The organism is Tengunoibacter tsumagoiensis, assembly GCF_003967535.1.
GTDB lineage: Bacteria > Chloroflexota > Ktedonobacteria > Ktedonobacterales > Ktedonobacteraceae > Tengunoibacter > Tengunoibacter tsumagoiensis.
The window spans coordinates 1776211-1798164 of the sequence record NZ_BIFR01000002.1; the positions used below are offsets into that span (position 1 = coordinate 1776211).

The 21954-nt window shown below is 48.3% G+C and carries 12 protein-coding genes; 3 read left to right on the plus strand and 9 right to left on the minus strand.

The features are described from left to right. Positions 1 to 52: 52 nt before the first annotated feature. From EL628_RS27355 to EL628_RS27395, 9 genes are all read right to left on the minus strand, one after another. Positions 53 to 1576: a non-ribosomal peptide synthetase gene (locus tag EL628_RS27355; protein WP_126583150.1), complete on the minus strand. Its 1524-nt coding sequence runs from the start codon at positions 1574 to 1576 to the stop codon at positions 53 to 55. Continuing rightward, complete coding sequence (locus EL628_RS27360; protein ID WP_126583151.1) at positions 1570 to 2754, minus strand: acyl-CoA dehydrogenase family protein; 1185 nt, start codon at positions 2752 to 2754, stop codon at positions 1570 to 1572. The genes EL628_RS27355 and EL628_RS27360 overlap by 7 nt, the downstream gene beginning before the upstream one ends. Beyond that, a complete protein-coding gene (locus EL628_RS27365; protein WP_126583152.1) occupies positions 2751 to 3008 on the minus strand; it encodes an acyl carrier protein in 258 nt (85 codons plus the stop codon). Before EL628_RS27365 ends, EL628_RS27360 begins: the two co-directional genes overlap by 4 nt. A gap of 64 nt (positions 3009 to 3072) precedes the next feature. Further along, entirely contained in the window at positions 3073 to 3927 is an 855-nt protein-coding gene (locus EL628_RS27370; protein ID WP_126583153.1) for a 3-hydroxyacyl-CoA dehydrogenase family protein, read from the minus strand. Positions 3928 to 3965: 38 nt separating this feature from the next. Continuing rightward, the gene (locus EL628_RS27375; RefSeq protein ID WP_161975813.1) at positions 3966 to 5174 is read right to left on the minus strand and encodes an ACP S-malonyltransferase; all 1209 of its coding nucleotides are present in this window, start codon (positions 5172 to 5174) and stop codon (positions 3966 to 3968) included. Between the two features lie 113 nt (positions 5175 to 5287). Then, entirely contained in the window at positions 5288 to 5995 is a 708-nt protein-coding gene (locus tag EL628_RS27380) for a thioesterase II family protein (RefSeq protein WP_126583155.1), read from the minus strand. A gap of 5 nt (positions 5996 to 6000) precedes the next feature. Beyond that, positions 6001 to 9093 carry a cyclic peptide export ABC transporter gene (locus EL628_RS27385; RefSeq protein ID WP_126583156.1) on the minus strand — a complete coding sequence of 1031 codons (3093 nt, stop codon included), beginning with the start codon at positions 9091 to 9093 and terminating at the stop codon, positions 6001 to 6003. Between the two features lie 13 nt (positions 9094 to 9106). After that, entirely contained in the window at positions 9107 to 13582 is a 4476-nt protein-coding gene (locus tag EL628_RS27390) for a non-ribosomal peptide synthetase (RefSeq protein WP_126583157.1), read from the minus strand. Between the two features lie 384 nt (positions 13583 to 13966). Next, positions 13967 to 17008, minus strand: a complete 3042-nt coding sequence (locus EL628_RS27395; protein WP_126583158.1) for an AfsR/SARP family transcriptional regulator — start codon at positions 17006 to 17008, stop codon at positions 13967 to 13969. Between the two features lie 603 nt (positions 17009 to 17611). On the opposite strand from EL628_RS27395, the gene EL628_RS27400 reads away from it, so the two are divergent. The 3 genes from EL628_RS27400 (at position 17612) to EL628_RS27410 (ending at position 21950) form a co-directional block, all read left to right on the plus strand. After that, positions 17612 to 19666 carry an amidohydrolase family protein gene (locus tag EL628_RS27400; protein ID WP_161975814.1) on the plus strand — a complete coding sequence of 685 codons (2055 nt, stop codon included), beginning with the start codon at positions 17612 to 17614 and terminating at the stop codon, positions 19664 to 19666. 352 nt (positions 19667 to 20018) lie between these two features. Further along, a complete protein-coding gene (locus tag EL628_RS27405) occupies positions 20019 to 20414 on the plus strand; it encodes a (R)-mandelonitrile lyase (protein WP_126583160.1) in 396 nt (131 codons plus the stop codon). A 366-nt stretch (positions 20415 to 20780) separates the two neighbouring features. Then, on the plus strand, positions 20781 to 21950 hold the full coding sequence (locus tag EL628_RS27410; protein ID WP_126583161.1) for a mandelate racemase/muconate lactonizing enzyme family protein: 1170 nt from the start codon (positions 20781 to 20783) through the stop codon (positions 21948 to 21950). Positions 21951 to 21954 lie beyond the last annotated feature (4 nt).

The following is a 21954-nucleotide window of genomic DNA, read 5'->3' on the forward strand; positions in this document are numbered from 1 at the left end:
GGGATCTCTGGCGGATGAATGCTTGCGACTCCCCCTTTGCATGAGAGTAAGTTCAGACCTTTTTCTTTCGCATATGTGTCAATGATTTCCTATCAGCCTTTCCACTGGGCGTCAGAGGAATCTCAGGGATGGTGATATACAGCGTTGGACACATGTAGTCAGGAAGCATCTGGCTGATGAACTTCTTTAGCTCGGGCAAGGCGAATGTGGTCCTGGGCACGATATAAGCAGTCAGCAAAGTAATATTTTCACTCTCCGTCTCGGCAACGACCACGCATTCCTGTATGGCTTCATACTCTAAAATGACCGACTCAATCTCTTCAAGCTCAATGCGTATTCCGCGTATTTTTACCTGCTGATCAGAGCGCCCCAAAAATTCTAGATTGCCATCAGGAAGCCAGCAAGCCAGATCTCCCGTTTTATAGATCCTGGCAGATGCGAGCAACGGATGCGTCACAAATTTCTCTGCGGTCAGGACAGGATTATTGATATACCCTCTGGCTACGCCTACGCCAGCGATACATAATTCGCCCGTCTCCCCTGGCGAAACACATTCATTCTGGTCATTGAGCAGCAAGATGTCTATATTATCGATTGGTTTCCCGATCGGAACCTTGCCCACATCGCCTTGCATCGGACAATCAAAATAGGTCACATCAATCGTCGCTTCTGTCGGACCATATAAATTGGTTAATCGCGTCTGATTTGTGTCATACAACGTTTTGATAAAGAGCCTGACCTGCCCTGGTGTAAGCGTCTCTCCACTGGTAAAAACCTGGCGTAATGAGGAGAGTTGAGCAGCTTCGTTATGCTCGTTAACATACTGTAAGAAAGGGCTCAACATAGAAGGGACAAAGTGCATCGTGGTGATCTGATTCTGGGCAATGGAGGTACAGATGGCCAGTGGGAATTTTTCGTAGCCTGGTTGTAGCAAACAGAGCGTGGCCCCAACCAGACACCACCAGAATAATTCCCAGACCGACACGTCAAAAATAATCGAGGTTTTTTGCAGAATACGGTCATTCTGGTCGATTGGATACTGCTTCTGCATCCACAGGAGCCGGTTCATCAGCGAGTGATGCTCAATCATCACTCCCTTGGGCTTTCCTGTTGAACCAGATGTATAGATAACATACACCAGATCTTCAGGACGATTGACCGGCTCTAAATTATCGTCTGGACCCTGATACAGCTCAGCAGCCCCCAGGTCAATGGCTGTGATTGCATAGTCCGTTGCGCGAAGGCCATATGTTAGCAGCAGTATTGCCCCGCTCTCGGCAAGGAGATAGCGTGTTCGCTCTGGCGGATTGGTTGGTAGCAAGGGTAGATAGGCACCACCCGCTTTCAGGATAGCAAAGATGCCGATGATCATCTCTAACGAGCGCTCGGCCATGATCCCAACGACGGTATCTGGTCCCACTCCTTGTTGACGAAGCCTGCGGGCGAGCTGATTTGACTTCGCGTTCAATTCGGCATAGGTCAGCCCGACCTTGCCAATGACAACCGCAGACGCCGATGGCATACGCGCAACCTGATCTTCAAAACATTGCATGACAGTGGCACCAGATATCACCATGTCACTCTCCCATCTACTGGTATCCGCTGGGCCGTGTGGCTATTCTTCTGGCTACGGGCAAAGCTTTTGCCCAATAAAAATTGATGAATCTGGTTGCTTCCTTCAATGATTTCCATCGTCTTCGCATCCCGATAAAATCGTGCGAGCGGAAAAGCTTCATTGCATCCCAGGGCCCCCATCATCTGTACAGCATTCGAGGCATGGCGTGCGGCGGCTCGCGAGGTAAAATATTTTGCGATCATAATCTTCTCAGTGGCGTCTGGAAGATGGTCGTCCTTTGCCCTGACAGCATCAAAGCACAACAGGCTGGCCGCGCTAAAGTCAACGCCCAGATCGGTCATCAGGGCACTGATGGTTCCATGTTCAATCAAGGGGGCTTGAAATGCCTCTCGCTGCAAGACATGTTTGCCACAGATCTCAAGACTGGCACGCAGCAGACCCAGGGCTGCAAATGCAACGCTGATACGCCCGTAATCAAGGGCATAGGGAGCAAGATACGAGAGGGCAAAGCCTGGTCTGCCAACAATGTTCTGAACGGGAATGCGACACTCGTGCAGATCCAGTTGCGCTAAATGGGACGCCTTAAAGCCCAACATATGGCGAATTGGTGTAACGGTAAATCCCGGCATATGTCGCTCGACAATGGCGGCTATCGATTGGCCCTCTAGCTTGCCAAAGACGAGATAGACATCTGCGGCTCCGCCAAAGGTGATCCACTTTTTTGTGCCTGTGATCAGAAGATCTTCGCCGCTCCTGATAAATTGTGTCTCAATCCCACCGGTGTCACTGCCTGCCGTGGGCTCAGTCAGCGCAAAGACACCGATCGCTTGTCCACTTGCTAACAATGGGAGCCAGCGTTGCTTCTGTTCTTCGCTGCCCCATTTGAGGATGGTCTGCGCAAACATGGTGTGTACATTTAACAGACCGCTCAGCGAGACGCTGGCACCGCCGATGGCCTCATTCAACAGGCCATACTGCACCATATTCCAGCCCTGACCTCCATAGTGCGACGGAATCGTGGCACCAAGGTAGCCAGCAGCAGCACATTTCTTGATCACGTCGACTGGAATCGCTTCCTCTTCTTCCCAGAGATGGGCTTGATGAACGATCACATCGTTGGCAAAATCAATGTACTGCTGATAGAGCTCCCTATCTTTTGCATCTATCTGATAGCTCATACCACTCCCTCGGCCTCTTTTCTCATCACAAAATCAGCAATGGCATGAATTGATCGATAGTACGACATATCCAGGTCATCCATACCAACTTTGATCGCAAAGGCTTTTTCCAGGAAGGTCATTAGCTCAATTGCAAACAGGGAATTGACGAGCCCTTCTTCAAAAATGTTGATCTCTTCATCGAGATCGTCTAAGCTGATGCGAGTGCCGATATAGTTTTTGACAATCTCTTGGATCTCTTGCTTCCTCTGCATTGTTGTCTATCCTTCTATTCTGTCTGCTGAATACTCTTTTCACCTATGATCTCGCTCGCAGGTCTTATCTGTTGTATGTGTAAAAACCTTGACCTGACTTTTTCCCCCAGAGGCCGGCTGCAACCATTTTGCGCAACAGGGGGCAGCAACGGAATTTTGAGTCTTGATAGCTCTGGTACAACACATCCAGCGAATGCACCACGGTATCAAGCCCGATCAGATCTGCCGTTTCAAGCGGGCCCATGGTATGGCCGTAACATTTTTTGAAGATATCATCGACCTCTTTTGGCTGAGCTACCTGGTCTTGCACCACAAAGGCAGCTTCATTCATAAATAGATGCGAAATCCGATTGGAGACAAAGCCGGGATAATCATTCACAACAATGGCATCTTTGCCCAGCTGGCTGAGAAAATCTCTGGTGAGCTGGATCGTGTGCTCAGAGGTATGATACCCACGGATCACCTCTACAGACGATTTTAAGAAGACCGGATTCATTAAATGGATGCCGATGATCTGGCTGGCGCGCGCTGTCACGCCCCCGATATGGGTGATCGAGATACAGGATGTGTTGACACCAAAGCAGATATCGGGCGGGCAGATACGATCTAAATTTCGATATATCTCTTCTTTGAGCTTGATATCCTCAGTGACGTTTTCTATGATAAAATCGCAATTATGGACCTCTGAGAGAGAGGTCGTAAAACGGATCTTTGTTAAAATATCCTCATCCGCTACACGTGGGGCTGTTCTCTTAATAAGTGGGGCGAAGCGAACAGAGCTGATAATTTCGCTGCGTGCCTTCTCCAGGGCATCCACAGATTGGTCAACCAGGACAGCCCCAATCCCATGCAGAATGAGATCGACGGCCAGACCCGTTCCCATGGTTCCAGCTCCAATGACACCTATGTTCTGCAACAATTTCAATCACGTCCCTTTCTAGCTATCCAATCTGAACTTTATCCAAGGCGCTGAAGCCTGGCATGTATGTCCGATTCTTTGAGCTTTTTTGCTCGTAAGGCATCTGTAAGCAGGGTAAGGGTATGCGCATACAGCTGCTCATCTGGCATTAAGTTCCCTGCCTGTACTGCCATGTACGTCGCTTCTATCTTCCTGAAATTTGGGATGACAATGGTTTCATACATATGCACATCCTCGTTATAGTTTTTTGTGCCAACGATCAGTGTCAGACACTTTGCCAGAAATGCAGGATAATCTCTGCTCTGGGCTACACTGCTCGCTTTGATCTTCTGTAGCTGTTCCGTGGTATTGAGCTCATAGGTGGTGATATGGAACTCATTTTTCTCTAATAAATAGGTGAGAACATTCTTTGGACCAATTTCCACGCTTGTCGTAACGCCAAGGCTGCGTGCCAGTTCTAACGATGCTTGCCAGCGGATGGGTTGCACAAGTTGCAACTGGAGATTCGCCGGGATGTCGTCGCCAGACTGATAGAGCTGTGCAGTGTAGTTAGAGATGACTGGAAAGCGTGGGGATGCATAGGAATACGTGTGCAGGAGATCACGAAAGCGAGCGGCGGCATCGCTCATAAGTGGACTGTGAAAGGGACCAGACATTTTGATAGGAATGGGTATACCACCAGCCGCGACAATGCGCTCTCCTGCCTTCCGTAATGCCGCTCTGGTGCCAGAAATAGAGACTTTCTGTGGAGAGTCATAGGCTGAAATAGAGACAGACTCCCCTTCCTGACGCAGCTGCTGACAGATCTCCTCAACCTTTCGCTCTGCCACATTCACAACCCAGACCATTGATCCATCTACCGTTTTAGCAACCTCTGAGACAATAATCCCTCTATTCCAGACCAGTTGTAAGGCATCCTTAAAGGCAAGGGCACCGGCACAACAGAGCGCAGAATATTCGCCCAGGCTATAGCCAAGATAGAGCGCTTGCTCCAACCCTGTCTCAGCCACCAGTACCCGATAGGTTGCGACACTGACACATAACAATGCAGCCTGCGAGTTCTCCAGATAGTTAAGGTCCTCCGCATGTGCTGAAGAAAAGCACAGTGCAGCTATATCTCGATGGAGTATATCGCTCGCTTCGGTAAAGAGGTCCTGTACCAGTGGAAACTGCTCATAGAGCGTTTTCCCCATACCACTATGATGAGATCCCACACCTGGAAATAAATACATCAATTGACTAGCCACTATTTGCACCATAGCCCTTTATTAGAGGCGCACTACTTTTGTAGCGGTACCATCATTCACCAATGTCCCAATCATCAATTTTCTCCTCTCTGGACACGAAAGCTCCAGATGCTTCAAGGCCCACATAATTTCCTATGGATCAGCCGGGTCACTTCTTCCATACAATCAAGCAAATAGAAATGGTTGCCCACAAAGGTATGGAATTCACAGGTCTGTGTTGTAAAATCTTCCCACGACTTCAGTCTCTGAAGAGGGGCGATAACATCATCTGCACCAGTGAGTACTGAAATCGGACAGGGCAGGCGATGATAATCTCGCCATTGCTGATGATAGGTCTCTACGATCTGCAAATCTGCACGCAGAATAGGAAGAAACGTATGCGTAAACAGGGGGTTCTCCAGCATCGACCTGGAAACGCCCCCCCACAACACGAGCTCATTTTGGAGCTCCTGGTCCGTTAGTGTGTACAATAGCTGGTCAGTCCGCACATCGGGCGGCGTACGGCTTGAGAAAAAAACATGTATTGGTGCCACCTGTTGTGCATGCCAGATCTTAGTGACGAGCTCATAGCAGAGTAATGCCCCCATGCTATGCCCAAAGAAGGCAAATTCCTGGCCGCGAAGCTCCCGAACAACCAGTCGATAGAGATCTTCAATGCTATCGTGCATAGTGTCATACAATGGTTCAGCAAATCTTCTTCCCCGCCCTGAGAGCTCGATCGGCAGCACCTGAACAGATGGGTGAAGCAGCTTCTTCCAGCGAGCATACATCGTAGCGGTTCCACCAGCATTGGGGAGACAAAACAGGGTCACTGCACTCATCCGCTTTACCTGCCCTCTACCGCAACCGGAACAGTTTTCCCCATCTCCAATTTCAACACCTTATCCGCCAGGTGGAAGTATCGATCATCATGGGTAATAATAATGACACATTTCCCTCTTGCCCGTAGTGCAGGAACGATATCGTTGTAGAAGAATGCGCGATATTCGGGATCTTGATCCGATGCCCATTCGTCATAAATACAGACTGGCCGATCTTCGAGGTAACTGATCAGGAGAGCCAGGCGCTTCCGTTGCCCTGTAGAGAGCCGCGTGGTAGAAAAACGTCCATTCTGAATCTGAACTTTATCCAACATCCGCAACAGTTCGAGGTACTCCTGTATCTTCTCTTCCTGACCGTCCAGATCCAATCCATAGAGCTTCTCAAACAGATAGAAGTCGCTAAAGATCGCTGAGTAGTATTCGCTGAGGTGATCTGGCGGAATGGCCTCTCCATTCAAGCGTACACTGCCCTCATCAGGTGAATAGAGGCCCGTGATAATCTTTGCAAGCGTTGATTTGCCACTGCCATTACCGCCCGTGATAAAAACAACCTCGCTAGAGCGAAAGCTATAATCAATAGGCCCGAGCGCAAAAGTTTTTCCATCTTTGTCTGTATACTCAAACAGCACATGCTGAATATCAATGTGCAGCTCATCCTCATCGTTGAAAACGGTGGCCGGGATCGCCTGTCGCTCAATAGCGGTTTTGGCAAGCCGATTGGAGAGCTCAAGGATACGCTTCCAGCTCACTCTCATGCGCAGAACCTGTGGATACGCTTCCAATACGGCATTGACAGGGCCCGTCATATACAGAAAGACAAAGACATAACTTTGCAAGACACCCTTGGGAAGATTCGGAAAAATATAGGGGTAGACAAAGGACACAAATCCAATCACGATCACAAACAGCAATTCGCCCAGCACAAACACATCAGCAAACCGTATCTCGCCCCGAATACGCTGTTCCTTATACTCCTCACAGCTCGCCTCAATATCTTGTTGAAAGGCAGTGCGTTTACGCGAGCTCAGTTGAAGTTCTTTAAAGCCATCAAGCATATCGTCGATTAAACGAAAGAACTTATTCTGGGCATCCCTCATGATCTCCCATGATTGCTCCGACCTTTGCCCAACCATAAAGTATGCTCCCGCCGTACTTACAATCACGACCAATGCAATGAGAAGTCCCAGGGCATTCATAAAGCCAAGATAAGCCAGACAGCACACCATCGTCGCCAGGTTGGTCATACCAGTAATCGCCAGACTGACACAGTTGCTAATCACTTCAGTATCATTGTTCAAGCCAGCAATCAGGCTACCTCGTTCCAATGTCTCAAAGGTTCGATACGGTGTATCTTGCACCGCCCTCAGCAAGCGTACCCGTTGCGTATAGAGCAAATTATTGGTCAGCCCAATGACCTTGCGGCGCACAAAACGTTGACCAAAGACGTAGGTGACAATGCCAATGACAAAATAGATCAGGAGCCCATTCGTAAGGTTGTCTGTCCGCGTAAACGTATCATTGATGACAAAAATAATGAAGGCATTGCCAATACCACTGATAATGCTAAAGACCGTCAACCAGTAATAGACGCGCTCATTCACTCCATAGGTCAACGTCGTCATCAGATAGCATATATAGACAAGGGCAGCGGTTACAATGATCATGCTCACCGCAGACAGGATAGTAACCGGTCCCCAGACGATAATAAACGACCAGGGCATGCCTGGGAAAAATAAGATGGGCACATTGTAGAGGGACCAGGCAAACAGTCCGAGAAGGAGGAAGGAGGCACCAAGCTCCATCACTTTTTGCAGACGTAACGGGACAAACTTCCGTTTCCGCTGGAAAAGCTGGACAATATCTCCACCCAGGAACCAGAGCAGGACAAGAGCTACTGGAATAAATAAGAGCGTCAGAAATGACGTGGTCTGATCAATTTTTGTATACTGCTCCTCGTCCATGGTAGAGGGGGTATTGCCTAAGATGAGATCGAGGATGCCTTTCCCCATCGCATGCATATTGCTGTAATCTATATTGCCCATTAAGATCACGCTTACTTTTTGGGCTGGCAACATCCCTACATAGGAGGAAAAGTTAGGATTTGCGCCATCATGACTGATCAGCCCTGAACCTATCTGATAGACTGACCACCCGATCGCATAGGAGGAGCCATCCGTATCGGGGGCCACGCTCCGATCAGGGATATGTGACTGCTGAATGAGCTGTTGAAAAGGAGCAGGAACGGCAATGGTGCCAAGTTGTATCTCAGTCCACCTGATCATATCTGCTTGATCCGATAGAATATAGCCGGCTGGCGTATTTCCATAATAATCAGGTGCTTGATAGGGACAGGTGGTGTAAAAGCATGCTTTATAGCCTATCGGAAGTTGCGCTGGAGGAAGGCTCTGACGGCCAACATAGGTATGGTTGAGCCCCAATGGAAGCAAGATATGATCATGAATATAGCTCTCATAGGTCTCATTCGTGACCGACTGAATGATCAGACCCAGTACATCATAATTAATGGTGGCATATTCAAAGGTCTTCCCAGGCTGATGCTTCAATTCTGTCCCCACAAGGGTCTTGACGGTCTCCTGCAAGGCGGTATTGGATGAGCTTGTCGGAATGGACCCAATGGTTTCCGCACCAATGCCGCTGGTATGATGCAATAGTTCATCAAGGGTAATTGTTGCTTTTTCCCCTTTGTAGGTCAGCCAGAACCAGGGTAGATAGGTGGATACGGATTCCTGACCCGAGAGCAAATGTTGATCTTCGAGTTGGAGTATCGCCAGACCAGTAAAAGCTTTCGAGTTAGAGCCAAGTTCAAAGAGCGTCGAACTGGTCACAGGGCCCTGAGCATTTGCCGTCCTGGCATCCCCACTATTCAGACGATAGATGACCTGATTATTCTCAATTACCGCGGCAGCAAACCCCGGAATTTTTGCATTCTTCACCTGCTCCTGCATATATGTATCGATTGTTGTTGTCAGACTCTTCTGTTGCGATGGCGCAGCAGCCGGATGGGCGCTTGCATGTGCCACCCCTGGTAGAAGGGCCAGACAAACAATAAGGAGTAAGATAATTTTTATTATCTTCATCTCACCTCCGGTGTTAATCCGTTAAAAGAAAACTTAGCTCCTCTTCAGAGAGAGGAAATGCATTATCAGAGAGGAGTGCAGATGCCTCGCTCTGGCAACACTCCGCAATCATGGTTTTGAGTTGCTCACAAAAGCTCTCTGCTAATACCTGAATGGTTGATTCTTTATATTTCGTACTACTATAGATAAATTCTACCTGTACTATCTTGTCATACACCATGGCGATGATTTCTACGCCACAGGTTAATGCATTTGTAGGACCTCTATCTAATCCTGTCTCTTCCCTATGCAGGTGAAAGAGATCCTGATTGATGCCATTATCAACTTCGCCCAGGTAGTTAAAGCGGATACCAGGAGCGGCAGGGGCCTCAATGCGATTGGCGCCATAGGCAAGAATGCCAAAGCCAATGCCTTTATGGGGAACTGCATGAAGCTGCTGCTGAATGGCTGGCAGAACAATAGCTGGTTCCGTACTGGCAACGCGAAGGGTCAGCGGAAACATCGAAGTAAACCAGCCAACCGTTCTGGAAACAGCAATATCTTCAAAGAGGTCTTCCCGTCCATGAGCCTCGAGCTCCAATGTGATATCGTCTTGATGAAGAAGTTGTGCTAACGTCATCGCAAGAGAGGCAACCAGCACCTCGTTGATCTGGGCTGCGTAAGATCCAGTCAAGAGAAGCAAGCTCTCTTCTTGAGAGAGTGTGACAGAGAGGCTCTTTTGATGACGATGGCTCCCCATACCTTCACTCTCTTCATAGTCAGTGGGCACCATCGTCCAGGCTGTCGTAGCCTGTTGCCAGTACTGCAACTCAGCCGCATTCATCCGATCAGCATAATCCTGCAAAGCCCATGCCCAACGTTGAACCGAAGTGGTTTTGGTGGGCAGGGTTGCATAATCGCCTCGTTGGGTTGCCATCAATAGCGTCTGAATATCTTCTAAAAGAATGCGCCAGGAGATACCATCAACAATGGCATGATGAGCAACAAGTAAGAGGCGATCATCCCTATGGGCCGTTCTCACGAACAAAGCCCGAAAGAGCAATCCAGACTGCAAGTTCAAACGCGACTTAAATGCCACATACTGCGATTGAAGGGTCTCAGGAGTCGCATCTTCCGGCACGTCTAGAATGTCCAGGACCTGAAGGTCTTCTGCGAGGTAGGAGGCGTTATAGAAGAAGCTTTCCTGTTCAGCATCATAATTCAATCGCAAGGCATCATGATGGTGAACCAGCGTTTGTAAGGCGTTCTGAATGGCTTGAGGGGTCAGCCTCGCATGCAGTTCAACACAAACGGATTGATGCCAGTAATTGGGATCAGCGAAATGCTGCCGTTGAAACCAGGTCATAATCGGAGTGGATGGCGTCATTCCCACACAGGGAGGCTGCTCATGCCTCTCGTGTGCCGTCTCTTCCTCAAGCATTAAAGCCAGTTCCTGTAGGACTGGATAGGTGAGAATATCTCTTGCTCTTACCTGATAGCCCAGAGCAGTCAGTCGGCTGGCAATTTGAATAGCTTTGACAGAATCTGCACCAAGAAAATAGACGTTGCTCTGCAAACTGACATGATCGGTCTGCAATATATCAGCGACGATGTCCAGCAAAGCTCGCTCTAATGCAGGGTCAACGCGCTTCTCTTGCTGGACGATCATCTCTCTATCGAGCTGAGCCAATGCACTGCGATCAATTTTGCCATTCTGGGATAGCGGGAACTGCTGCTGCTCGATGATCAAGGTCGGCACCATAAAGGTGGGTAAACTTTGCGTCAAGAAACGCTTGAGATGCAAGGTTGGGAAGGGCATATGCAACTGGACAAACGCCACAAGATACTTCTGTCCGGTGGGGGCTATTTTCACAAGCACAACAGCCTGTTTTACCGCTGTATGCTTTAACAACTGGCTTTCAATTTCGGATAATTCAATCCGATATCCCTGAATTTTGACCTGATCATCGGTTCGCCCAAGATATTCCACCTGACCATTCTGATAGCGTGCCAGATCTCCTGTCCGATACATTCTCTTCTCAGGGTTCAGAGGGTTGATTAAAAAGCGTTCCGCTGTCAGATCATCTCTGTTGAGATAGCCTCTCGCCACTCCATCACCAGAGACAAACAGCTCTGCAACCATGCCTTCAGAGGCGGGCTGGAGCTGCTCCGTCAATAAATAGATCTGCATATTATTGATAGCATGCCCGATAGGGACAGAGCTTCCAGTATCCTGTTCCACGTTATACTCATGGATCATACAGCCAACCGTCGTTTCCGTAGGGCCATACTCATTAAAAATTCGGATCTTGCCTCCAAATTTCTGCCATAAAGCGTGCGCGGTATTTGTTCGCAGGTCTTCCCCGCCAACAATAAAGCAGCGGATACAGGAATCTGCAACCGGTTCAGCATCGATTAACGCTAAATGGGCCGGGGTAGCTTTGATCACAGCGCACCTGTTATCGCGAATAATCCGCTGGAGCACAAATTCGGTGGAATCAGGTGGATAGATGACGATGCTATTCCCATTTATCAGGGGCATAAAGATAGATGTAATCGTGAGATCAAAGGCAATGGGAGAATAGAGTGCAACGCTCTCCGTCTGCGTCTGAAGATAGAGACTCTTCGCCCACCAGATATAGTTCATTAATGACTGATGCTCAATCATAATGCCTTTTGGTTGTCCAGTAGAGCCTGACGTATAAATAATGTAGACCAGATCGTTGGCCTCGTTGATCGTTGGCAGATTCTCATCGGGAAGGTGCTGGAGGTCCAGGCTCTGGAGACGAATAACTTCTCCTGTATAGCTGGCATCCAGGTTGATATCGCGATCCGTCAAGAGCAGAAGAGCCCCACTATTTGACAACATATAGTGTATTCTCTCGAGTGGATACTCTGGATCAATGGGCAAATAGGCCCCACCTGCTTTAATAATGGCCCAGATACTGATCAGAAGCTCTGGTGTATGGCCACTGAGCAGGCCCACCACGCTCTCTCTCGTGACGCCACGGCTCCGCAGCATGTAGGCTAATTGATTGGAGCGCCGGTTCAATTCTGCATAGGTCATTTGTTGCTGCTCGTAGATCAACGCAACGGCAGAAGGCGTCCGTTCAACCTGCTCCTCGAAGATGTGCTGGATAGGTTGATTGCGCGGATACTCGCTGGCATTCTGGTCACTATACGTGTCTACAGCCTTTTCTTCAAGCAAGGGTGTAGCAATGTCTTTGATCTTTGTATCGCTCTGGCTGTGTACGAGATCGATAAAAGATAGAAACCAGGCAATCATCCGGTCAATCTGTGCTTCAGTATAATCTTTTTGCTTGTAATCGATAAAACCCTGAAGAGTCCCCTGGCCCAACCAATCCTTTACGACCATCTGTAAGGCATAGATCTGCATGCCGCTGAACCATTCAAAATTATCGATGACGCATCCTGCAATTGTGTTTGCAAACTTGGTATTATAGTAGTTCATCGACATCTGGAAGAGCGTATTCACGCGCTCCGATCCAATATCGAGGTTCTGGATCAGGAGATTATAGGGGTATTTCTGGTGAAAAAAGCACTTCATCAGTTCCGTATTAATCGAGGCCACTATCTCTGCGATGCTGTGCTCTTCTGAGATACTTTTCCTGAACGGCATAGTGCCCGCAAACATGCCAAAGATGCGTTTTTCCCTGGCACCACGGCGATTAAGCGTTGGAATACCAATAATCACATCTTCCTGCTGATATAATTTATGGATAGAGATCATTAGAGCAGCAACAAAGATGGTATTAATCGACCATTTCTTCTGTTGACTGAGCTCTCGAAGGGCCGTCGTCCGTTCTACATCGATGAGAAATGGCTTCCTGATGGCGCTCAGATCATTGCTCGTTGGCGCTAAAAACGTTTCGGGCAAAGAGCCAAATATCTGCAACCAGAATTTTTGATCTTTCTCAAAGCGTTCTGACGTAAGATAGCGCTCCTCGTCCTCGATACTCTGCCGATAGCTGTAATCTGGCTGCACCTCAAAGTCGGGATCAATGAGAAATTGTTCGTACAGTGAACTAATTTCATCGGTCATGACGTTGCCGGACCATCCATCAGTGACGATATGATGCAATTTTACGATGTAGCCACACGTGTGATCGTTAATGATGACGAGCGAAAAAGAGTAGAGAGGGTGTTCAACTAACTCGAATGGAGTGGCCAGTTCTTGCTGGAAGTAGGCTTGTAAAGAAGCTTCAGGATCTTTATACCGTTGGAAGTCATGCAGGCGGAGTGGAGCTGGTCGGTCATAGTTGATATATTGGAAGGGTTCTCCATTCACAATCGTAAATTGATGACTGAGCGCGGCATTTCTGATGATAAATGCATGGATAGCTTTCTCTAGCAGCTTCATATCAAGGAGGCCATTGATCCGGGCAAATCCTCCAAGAGAATGAATGCACGTGTGGGGATAGAGCTCCTCTATATACCATATTCTCCGTTGCGGATGCGACAACGGAAACAATTCTCCATGCTCTCCCATTTCACTCCTTACAGTATAGCGCTAAATAATGTATTTACTGATAACACTCGTATCGTTACACTGTTACCAACTAACATTAGTATAAAGATCAGTCCGTTAAAAATCAGTTCAATGCAGTTTTAAGACTGTCTTTTAACGCTGTTCTCATTGGCGAATGGACGTGCGGCTGTTCTCAAACGCCTGGTGGCCTGGTTCTCTGATCGGTCTCGTTTGTGGATAGAAAACCTGTAAGAGAAGGAAAAAGAAGAAGACCAGTACCAGACAAGATTGATCCCACAGAGAACTGGTAGACCAACCTTGTCTGGTGATAGTCTTTCTTCTTGTGAAGTTGAGGGAGCGAACAGAAGAGGATGGGAGAGAGGGGCAAATAACGCGCTTCCTACGCTAAACCAGGCTCTTGTACAGCTTTTGCAAGGCAACGCCAGGAGAGATCGCAAGTTCTTCTTGCAAGGTATCTTCGCATAGCTGATATTGACGCAAGGCATAGCCACGTTTTCCTTGTTTCAGATAACAACGAATGATACCAGCATGGGCCTCCTCCAGACAATTATCGACGGCAAGCATGTGTTGCCAGTACATAAGAGATTGTTCGATCGTATCCTTCTCGCAAATAATAGCCAGTTGCCGCAGAGCTTCCACATATATGGTGCGAGCTTCATCCCGCCTTCTAATACACCAATCACTATAAAATGATTGGACATAATCTCCTTTATAGAGAGAGACCAGTTGCTGGAGAAGCGGCCTCGCATGCTCTTCCTCGCCATCAAGTAACAACTGCTTTGCCTGAGAGCTGAGATCAAAAAAGACCGTCATATCATACCAGATAGAGGGTCCGTAGAGCGCGTCTAGATCCAGTTCGTAGGTTCCCGAACGAAAGATGACCGCCTGATTTCCCAACACCCGGCGCAAATGATACACGATTGTGCGCAAGCTCTGTTCGACATGATCAACATCTGCGGGCCACAACGCCGCCATAATCTGCTCTTTATGAACGGGACGCCCTGCATCAAGCAAAAAGAAAAATAGCTCCATTGCGCGTGCCATGCGCCAGTGCTTAATCCGCTCCCCTTTCACCAGCACATAGGGTTCACCAAGAGCAAATACCTGAAATAATGGTACGGCCTCCTCCACAATCGGGAGAGGAATAGCAGGTGGATCCGACTCTTGAGGAGGGGGAGGAGAGACAGAAGCCGCATCCAGGAGAAAATGAAGGGCAGGGATAGTGGGCAAAGCCTGCCACAAACGCGGCAATCGGCGCAACTCTATTGAGGCATTGTACTCATAGTGTATTTGTTGAATAAAAAGAGCAGCACGTTCAAGCCATCTTCTCATTTCAGCAAGCTGCCCCTGCTCCACTTTACAGGCTGCGTAATAAATAAAAACCCTTATATGCAATTGCTTCAATTCAAGCGGAGTTAACAACTGATCGAGGTGAAGCAGGCAGTGTTCTGCCTCCTGATACTGTTTCTGCCAGAAGTGGACCATGGCTTTTGTCAACTGGCATACGATATAATCCTGGCTGTTTGAATCAACCGTTCTGGCTTCTACTTCGCTTACCAGAAACTGCGCACTCGATGAATCACCCATAAAGAGGTAGGTCATGGCAAGTGTGCACAGTGCGTTATTTGTTAACAGGCTATCATGTAATGCCTGCGCAAGGAGCAGGCCATCCTCAATAACCGAAAGGGACTGCTCATAGTTTCCAGTATCCTGATAAAATTCGCCCAGTGCCAGGAGGGCATAGGCTTCGCCGCTTGAAAAGTTGCTCTGACGAGACAAAAGTAACGCTTTTTGCAGAATCTCCTCCGCCTCCTGACCCATTCCTTTCAAACGTATGGTAGTACTCAGACCAATCAGGCTATGTACCTTGCCACCAATATCACCCAGACACTCAAATTTCTGGATCGAGCGCTTACGATGATACTCCGCCAGTGTATAATTCCCAACGATATTATACGCATTTGCCAGGTACATATGCAGTAAAGAGATCTGTCGTCCTTCGGCATTCTGATTCCAGAGCCGTAAGGCCTGTTGAAGATAGGTAATACCTGCTTTACAGTTCCCTGATAAACAGGCACACGCGCCCATGTATTGATAAGCCTGCCCTTTCAGTTCACGCTCTTCTGAGGGGAGCAAGGTTAACGCCTGCTGGCTCATCTGAGAAGCCTGGTAATAGTTACCGCTGCGAAATAAGATATTACTCTTGATAATGTACATTTCAGCTTTTAGTACAGCAGAGCCCTGCTTCGCATCCGAGCTCTCTGCCTCAAGCAAAGAGAGACCTTTCTCGATCAAAGCATCACATTGCTCTGTTTCATGCTTCAGGAGGTGGATCTTTGCACAGACAACCAGTAGAAAGGGATCACGTTCCACAACGTCTACGGGAAACTTGTTCATCCACTGGACCATGGTTTCAGAATCTCCCTGGCGTAGCATAGGCTTTGCTACGTTCCGAAGGAGTTCAGAGGCCCAGGCAAAGGCTTGCGCCAGAAGCGCATGTGCCACAGCTGCTTGATAGTCTTCTCGTTCGCTATACAACACTGATACCTGATAGTGCAACTGCTTGAAACGTTCTTCATCCTGCGTCATTAAATCAGTCAGCAGCAGCGCACGCAGAATAGGATGAAACAGATAGGTAACATCGCTCTCTTCTTGCAAACGAGACACAAACAGACCCTGTTTCTCAATCTGCATCAATCGCTGCTCAGCATCTTGAATGGACAATAATCCATTGCAAATATCGGGCATGATGCGTTCTAAGATCGAGAGGTCTCGCAGGAACGCATGCTCGTCTGGATGATCTTTAAACACATCATCGAGAAGATAGGCAAACACGTGTTGATAGTCAATATTACCGGGAAGAGCCAGAGAGGTCTTCTCTTGACAATAAGAAGAGGAGAGAAAGGCCGTATTCCCCAGGCGCGTCCCCAGTAAGATACCTGCAATCCATCCATCAAAGGCTGCGCAGAGTTGAGTTGCATCCTCCTGCGTTAATGCAATATTCCCCATTACACAAGACAATGTATGAATATCTTCGGGTGTAAAACGCAATTGTTCAACGCCCAGGCCAACAATCTGACGCCGCACCATCAATGGAGCAAGATGAAGTTTTGGTACAGAGCGGCTCTCGATAATCATCACGCAATTAGATGGAAGCCTCTGCAACAGGTAATCCACAAGTGCATTGATGGGCTCATACTCATTCATTTTCTGATAGCTACTAAGTACAATCAGAAAACGCTCGTGTATGCTTCTCTTGATGGCAGAAACCAGAGCATCAATCAAAGCAGGATAGTGATACAGATCACCTCCACTGGTAAGAGTATCTTCATGCAGGCACTCGTCCAGAGCGAGATGAAAGTCAGGGAAACGCTGGCGAATACTGGTTATCAAGAGATCCAGTAGCAAACGGGGCTCGCAGTCCATTGGATCAAACTCAAGCCAACAACAAGGCAGCTGGCTTGTATTGATAAAATCAACAAGCAGCGTTGTTTTCCCATAACCAGCAGGGGCACATAATAAGATCAGCTTAGACGGGGGTGTCACTTGTGACGTACATGGCTCACATCCAATAGCCTTAAATAAAAAATTCAAAAGATGTGTGCGTTGTAGTATAGGAGAAGGTAAAGTGGGAATAGTGACTTTCCCTAAAAAATGGTCCTTGCGCAAAATCACTCCACATTTGATAAACTATGATGAACTGTAGCAATAGTGAACAGGCAGTACAGAGATGCCTCAGATCATAGCAAAACCTCCTGACCTTTTTCCTTGCACTGGACACCACATATAGTAAGCTGATGGGGCTATCCAACCCATTTCTCCTATGATACAAAAAATGAGGCGTTAAATTCCATTTTCAAACTGCTCTTGCGCATCAAATGGATAGATCAAAATACGCAACGCAAGTTTAAAATTAATGGCAATTTACCGCATATAATGGCTATAATTATATATTATAAGATAGTATATTTCAACCTGATAACAGTGGTGAAATTCAGTAGGACTGTAAAAAAGAGGAGACTCTTATTCATGGATGTAGCAAACTATCCATTTCCCCCTCACCTGACAACGCCTCTGGCCATTACCCATGTATCCGTCATACCGATGGATAGTGAGCGGGTTCTTCCTGATCAAACGGTCGTGATTGAGGATGATCGCATTATTGCTATAGGGCCTTCAAATACAATCGCTATTGAACCCTCTTCTATAACTATTGATGGAACCGGGAAATATTTGATGCCCGGACTCAATGATATGCATGTCCATTACTGGTATCCTGCCGAGGCGGCTCTTTTTCTGTCGCAGGGTGTCACGGTCGTACGCAATATGGCAGGAGGCCCCTACCATCTGGCATTACAACAACGACTTCAAAGGAAAGAGCTGCCGGGTCCGCTCCTTTTTACCACGAGCCCCCTCATCGAGGGTGGGCCTCCCATTCATTCGGCATGGCGGAGCATAACGAATACAGATGAGGCCGTACGGGCAGTATATATGTATGCAGAGCGCGGCTATCAACAGATAAAGATTTACAATCAGCTTCAGCCCGATGTGGTCCGGGCAATTGGTCACACAGCGCAAGAGGTTGGTATGCGCATGGTAGGACATTGTCCCAATGCAATGACTTTTGAAGAGGCAAGCGATGCGGGGCAGAGCTGCTTTGAGCATCTTACTGGCATCTGGCGTGGTCATCTCAAAGCTGGGTATGGTCAGAAACCAGGTCAATCCAATCTGGATATCACTGTCTTGCGAATGGTGAATGAACAGATTGATGAGGATGCAATTCGACGTCTGGGTTCCACTTTCGCTCAAAACCAGATCTGGAACTGCCCCACGCTTATCACCTATCACTATATGTTAGATTCTGAAGAGACGTGCTGCGCGGATGCAGGAGTGCAATCGTGCTTGCGATATGTGCCGCAACAGGCATTGACGAGTTGGAAGGCACTCGATCCCAGTCGCTACCAGGCTTCTTCTACGTTTGATCCATGGATTACGGCCCTCCATCGACGGAATGAAACGTTTGTGCATCTTGTCTCTCTTTTACACCAGGAAGGTGCTCCACTTCTCATCGGAACAGATACATCGGTTCGCTATGTCATCCAGGGAATTTCTGTCCATCAAGAATTGGAGCTGTTTGTGGCTGCTGGTCTATCTCCATTTGAAGCTTTACGCTGTGGCACAACGGAGGCAGCACGTTTTTTGGGGCAGGGAGATGAGTGGGGAACGATCACTGTGGGGAAACGCGCCAACATGATACTGCTGAGAGAGAATCCCCTGGAGAATATTCAAGCTGCTAGACAGGTAGAAGCTGTCTGCGTCAATGGCTTTTATCTGGCTCACAAAGATCTGGATGCCATGCTCGCACACCTGGCACAGGTTACGCCAGCCAGTCCACCCCAATCACTTCCAGAAGTGAGGCTTGCAAACATCACAGATACAGGCAGTCTGGAAGCACAGGGCACATGGCGTGAAGAATATATGAACAATGAGACAGGGTATCTTGTGTATCGACAGAGCCAATTGCCTGATGGAGATTGGTTGCTTGAAGAGCATCATGTATTTGAATATGGAGAGCTCTTCTCACAAGGTGGCCCACAGCAACGAAAAACTACCCTTCGACTGGCTAAAAATGGAACTATTCGCCATCTGACTTCCACAAATACGTCATGGCTTGGGACAGAGCAGACGGAGATTACCTGGCTCGATACAGAAGCATATCTGATCCATACTAAGGCGATTGATGGGCATAACACAACTATTACCCTTCACAGTCCTCCATTGCTTCCTGCAGATACGCTGTCCTTCACAGTCTTCCCATGGCTCACAAAACATACGATTGATCAGACCGAACGGCAGGCACTAAGCATTGATGAGACGGGCATTCATATTGTTTTATTACAAGGGAGCCAGGAGACGAGAACGACACAAGATACAACAACGCGCTGGCAGATAGATATTGATCGGCCAGATATTCCAGTACGGTTGATCACTCATGTCACCCATAATGGAACATTCTTGAGGATGGAACAAACGGGAAGAATTCATCAAAGAACCTTTATCGCTGTTCCAACTCCGTCAATCTAATATATACGACCACCGTTTGCCAGAGCACTCTACTTGTCTCAGCAGGACACAGATCCACCTGAGCAGCTCTGGCAAACATTCTCGACCATTGGTCTCGACCATCGTTCTATTACCTGCAACAACAGAGCGTCTATAATACAACCAGACAGAACATATACCACATCTCTCTCTACCAAGAAGCTGGACCTTGCTTGAAGAAGGTCTATCTTACGGTATTGATCTGTCAGCAGGTAGAGAACCTTCTGCTGATATTACAGTCTTCAGAGTATAAACAGTAGTTTGAGGCGCGATCGTGCGCGAAACAGTACTACTTACATCCCATAAGATCATGGAACAGAGAGGAAGATCATACATGAACATTAAACGAATTGGCTCACAACCTTCTGGCAAGGGGCCAGATGAGTATTTCACGGGAACAGTGCGTATAGACCCTCTAGTGGAGGCACCAGACCCAGCTCGCATACGTGGTGCCAGTGTTACCTTTGAGCCAGGCGCTCGCACAGCATGGCATACTCACCCACTGGGCCAGACGCTCATTGTAACGGCTGGTTATGGCCGGGCCCAATGTTGGGGAGGTCCAATCGAGGAGATTCGGCCAGGAGACGTGATCTGGTTCGCACCTGGGGAGAAACATTGGCATGGAGCTGCTCCTACTACAGCCATGACACACATCGCGCTCCAGGAACAGCTGGATGGTAAGACCGTCGATTGGTTGGAAAAGGTCAGCGACGAACAATACCAGGATTAATCGCTTCACCGAGGAAGATTGTTGCCGCTGATACACGTGGGCCATCCATGCTTTGGCGATACAGTACCATACCATGGATAACCCACGTTTACCGGACAAAACAGAAAGGCGATTAATCGCTCTCCGCTCCTGAGAGGCTTGAGGAGACCAGCGCACACAATGAAAAGAAAGATGAGAACGGGTATAATCGATAGGACACGTGTAGTCAATTCAATTGACGATGCTCACGCTTCGATCAAGTATAGCGCGAAATTTCCAGGCTTCTGATCTTTTCTATTTATCACATACGATCATACTCTTCGTGGCTAGATGATATAATGATGCCATAGAAGTCAGGAGTTATGAAAGAAGGATAGTACAAAGATTATGAAGATCACCAGTATTGAGTGCCATGTCCTGGTTGTTCCAGATCTCCAGGTAGGGGCGACCAGTTCTTCACAGGATGATATTATTGTTGAGATTCATACCGATGAAGGGCTGACCGGCATTGGGGAGAGCGATGTCAATCCCTGGATCGCACGAGCCTGTATTGAAGCTCCTGGCACCCATACGATGGGGCAGGGTCTGACTGAGATGCTACTGGGGCAAGATCCACTGGACGTAGAAGGGCTCTGGGAGAAACTCTATGTTGGCTCAGCGATGAATGGTCGCCGGGGTGCTCTGATTAATGCGATGGGGGCACTTGATATTGCATTACATGATCTCCGCGGAAAAGCCCTCAATAAACCCTGCTATGAGCTGCTGGGGGAACCAGCCCGAACCGCAATTACGCCCTATGCCTCGCTCCAACCTGAAGTTGCTAGCTTTCAGGAGTACCATGAGACCATTGTGGCCTGGGCGCAAGAAGCGAAAAAGATCGGCTTTCGTGCTGCTAAACTAGAGGCTACTTTTTCGGGTCCCTACCAGCACAATGGCCTCTCTGCTCCCTTTGAAAAAGTGACTGACGTGATCTCAGATGTGCGTCGGGCAGTGGGGGCAGACTTCACGCTAATGGTCGATGTTCAATACGCCTTTCCTGATGCCGATACCTGTCTTCAGATCATCCGAGATTGGCGCGATCTCGATATCTTCTTTCTTGAAACTCCTCTACCTTCGGATGATCTGGCAGGCTATGCCCGGCTCGCACAGGAACAACCAATCCCAATTTCGGCTGGCGAATGGCTGGCAACACGCTTTGAATTTATTGAGCTGATGGATCAGGGACGAGTCCAGGTAGCTCAACCAGATATGGGGCGCGTGGGTGGACTGACCGAAGCCATGCGCGTCTGCAAGCTGGCTCAACAGCGCGGACGGTTGATTGTTCCCCATGCCTGGAAGACTGGCATCACGATCGCTGCGGCTGCCCATATGGCGATGGTCACCCCCCATTGTCCCTATATTGAATTTTTACCAGCCCGCATGTCAACCTCTGGCCTACGCCGCGAGGTCGTCCTTGACGAGCTTGAACTACAGGATGGGCAGATTGTCCTCCCCCGCAAGCCTGGTCTGGGGATCGAACTGAACCGCGAGGCCCTACAGCGATACCGCGTGAACTAAACCT

Bases quoted from the DNA above. Each gene is read 5' to 3' on its own strand.
- EL628_RS27355 (WP_126583150.1), bottom strand. From the start codon at position 1,576: ATGGTGATATCTGGTGCCACTGTCATGCAATGTTTTGAAGATCAGGTT.
- EL628_RS27360 (WP_126583151.1), bottom strand. From the start codon at position 2,754: ATGAGCTATCAGATAGATGCAAAAGATAGGGAGCTCTATCAGCAGTAC.
- EL628_RS27365 (WP_126583152.1), bottom strand. From the start codon at position 3,008: ATGCAGAGGAAGCAAGAGATCCAAGAGATTGTCAAAAACTATATCGGC.
- EL628_RS27380 (WP_126583155.1), bottom strand. From the start codon at position 5,995: ATGAGTGCAGTGACCCTGTTTTGTCTCCCCAATGCTGGTGGAACCGCT.
- EL628_RS27385 (WP_126583156.1), bottom strand. From the start codon at position 9,093: ATGAAGATAATAAAAATTATCTTACTCCTTATTGTTTGTCTGGCCCTT.
- EL628_RS27390 (WP_126583157.1), bottom strand. From the start codon at position 13,582: ATGGGAGAGCATGGAGAATTGTTTCCGTTGTCGCATCCGCAACGGAGA.
- EL628_RS27395 (WP_126583158.1), bottom strand. From the start codon at position 17,008: ATGGACTGCGAGCCCCGTTTGCTACTGGATCTCTTGATAACCAGTATT.
- EL628_RS27400 (WP_161975814.1), top strand. From the start codon at position 17,612: ATGGATGTAGCAAACTATCCATTTCCCCCTCACCTGACAACGCCTCTG.
- EL628_RS27405 (WP_126583160.1), top strand. From the start codon at position 20,019: ATGAACATTAAACGAATTGGCTCACAACCTTCTGGCAAGGGGCCAGAT.
- EL628_RS27410 (WP_126583161.1), top strand. From the start codon at position 20,781: ATGAAGATCACCAGTATTGAGTGCCATGTCCTGGTTGTTCCAGATCTC.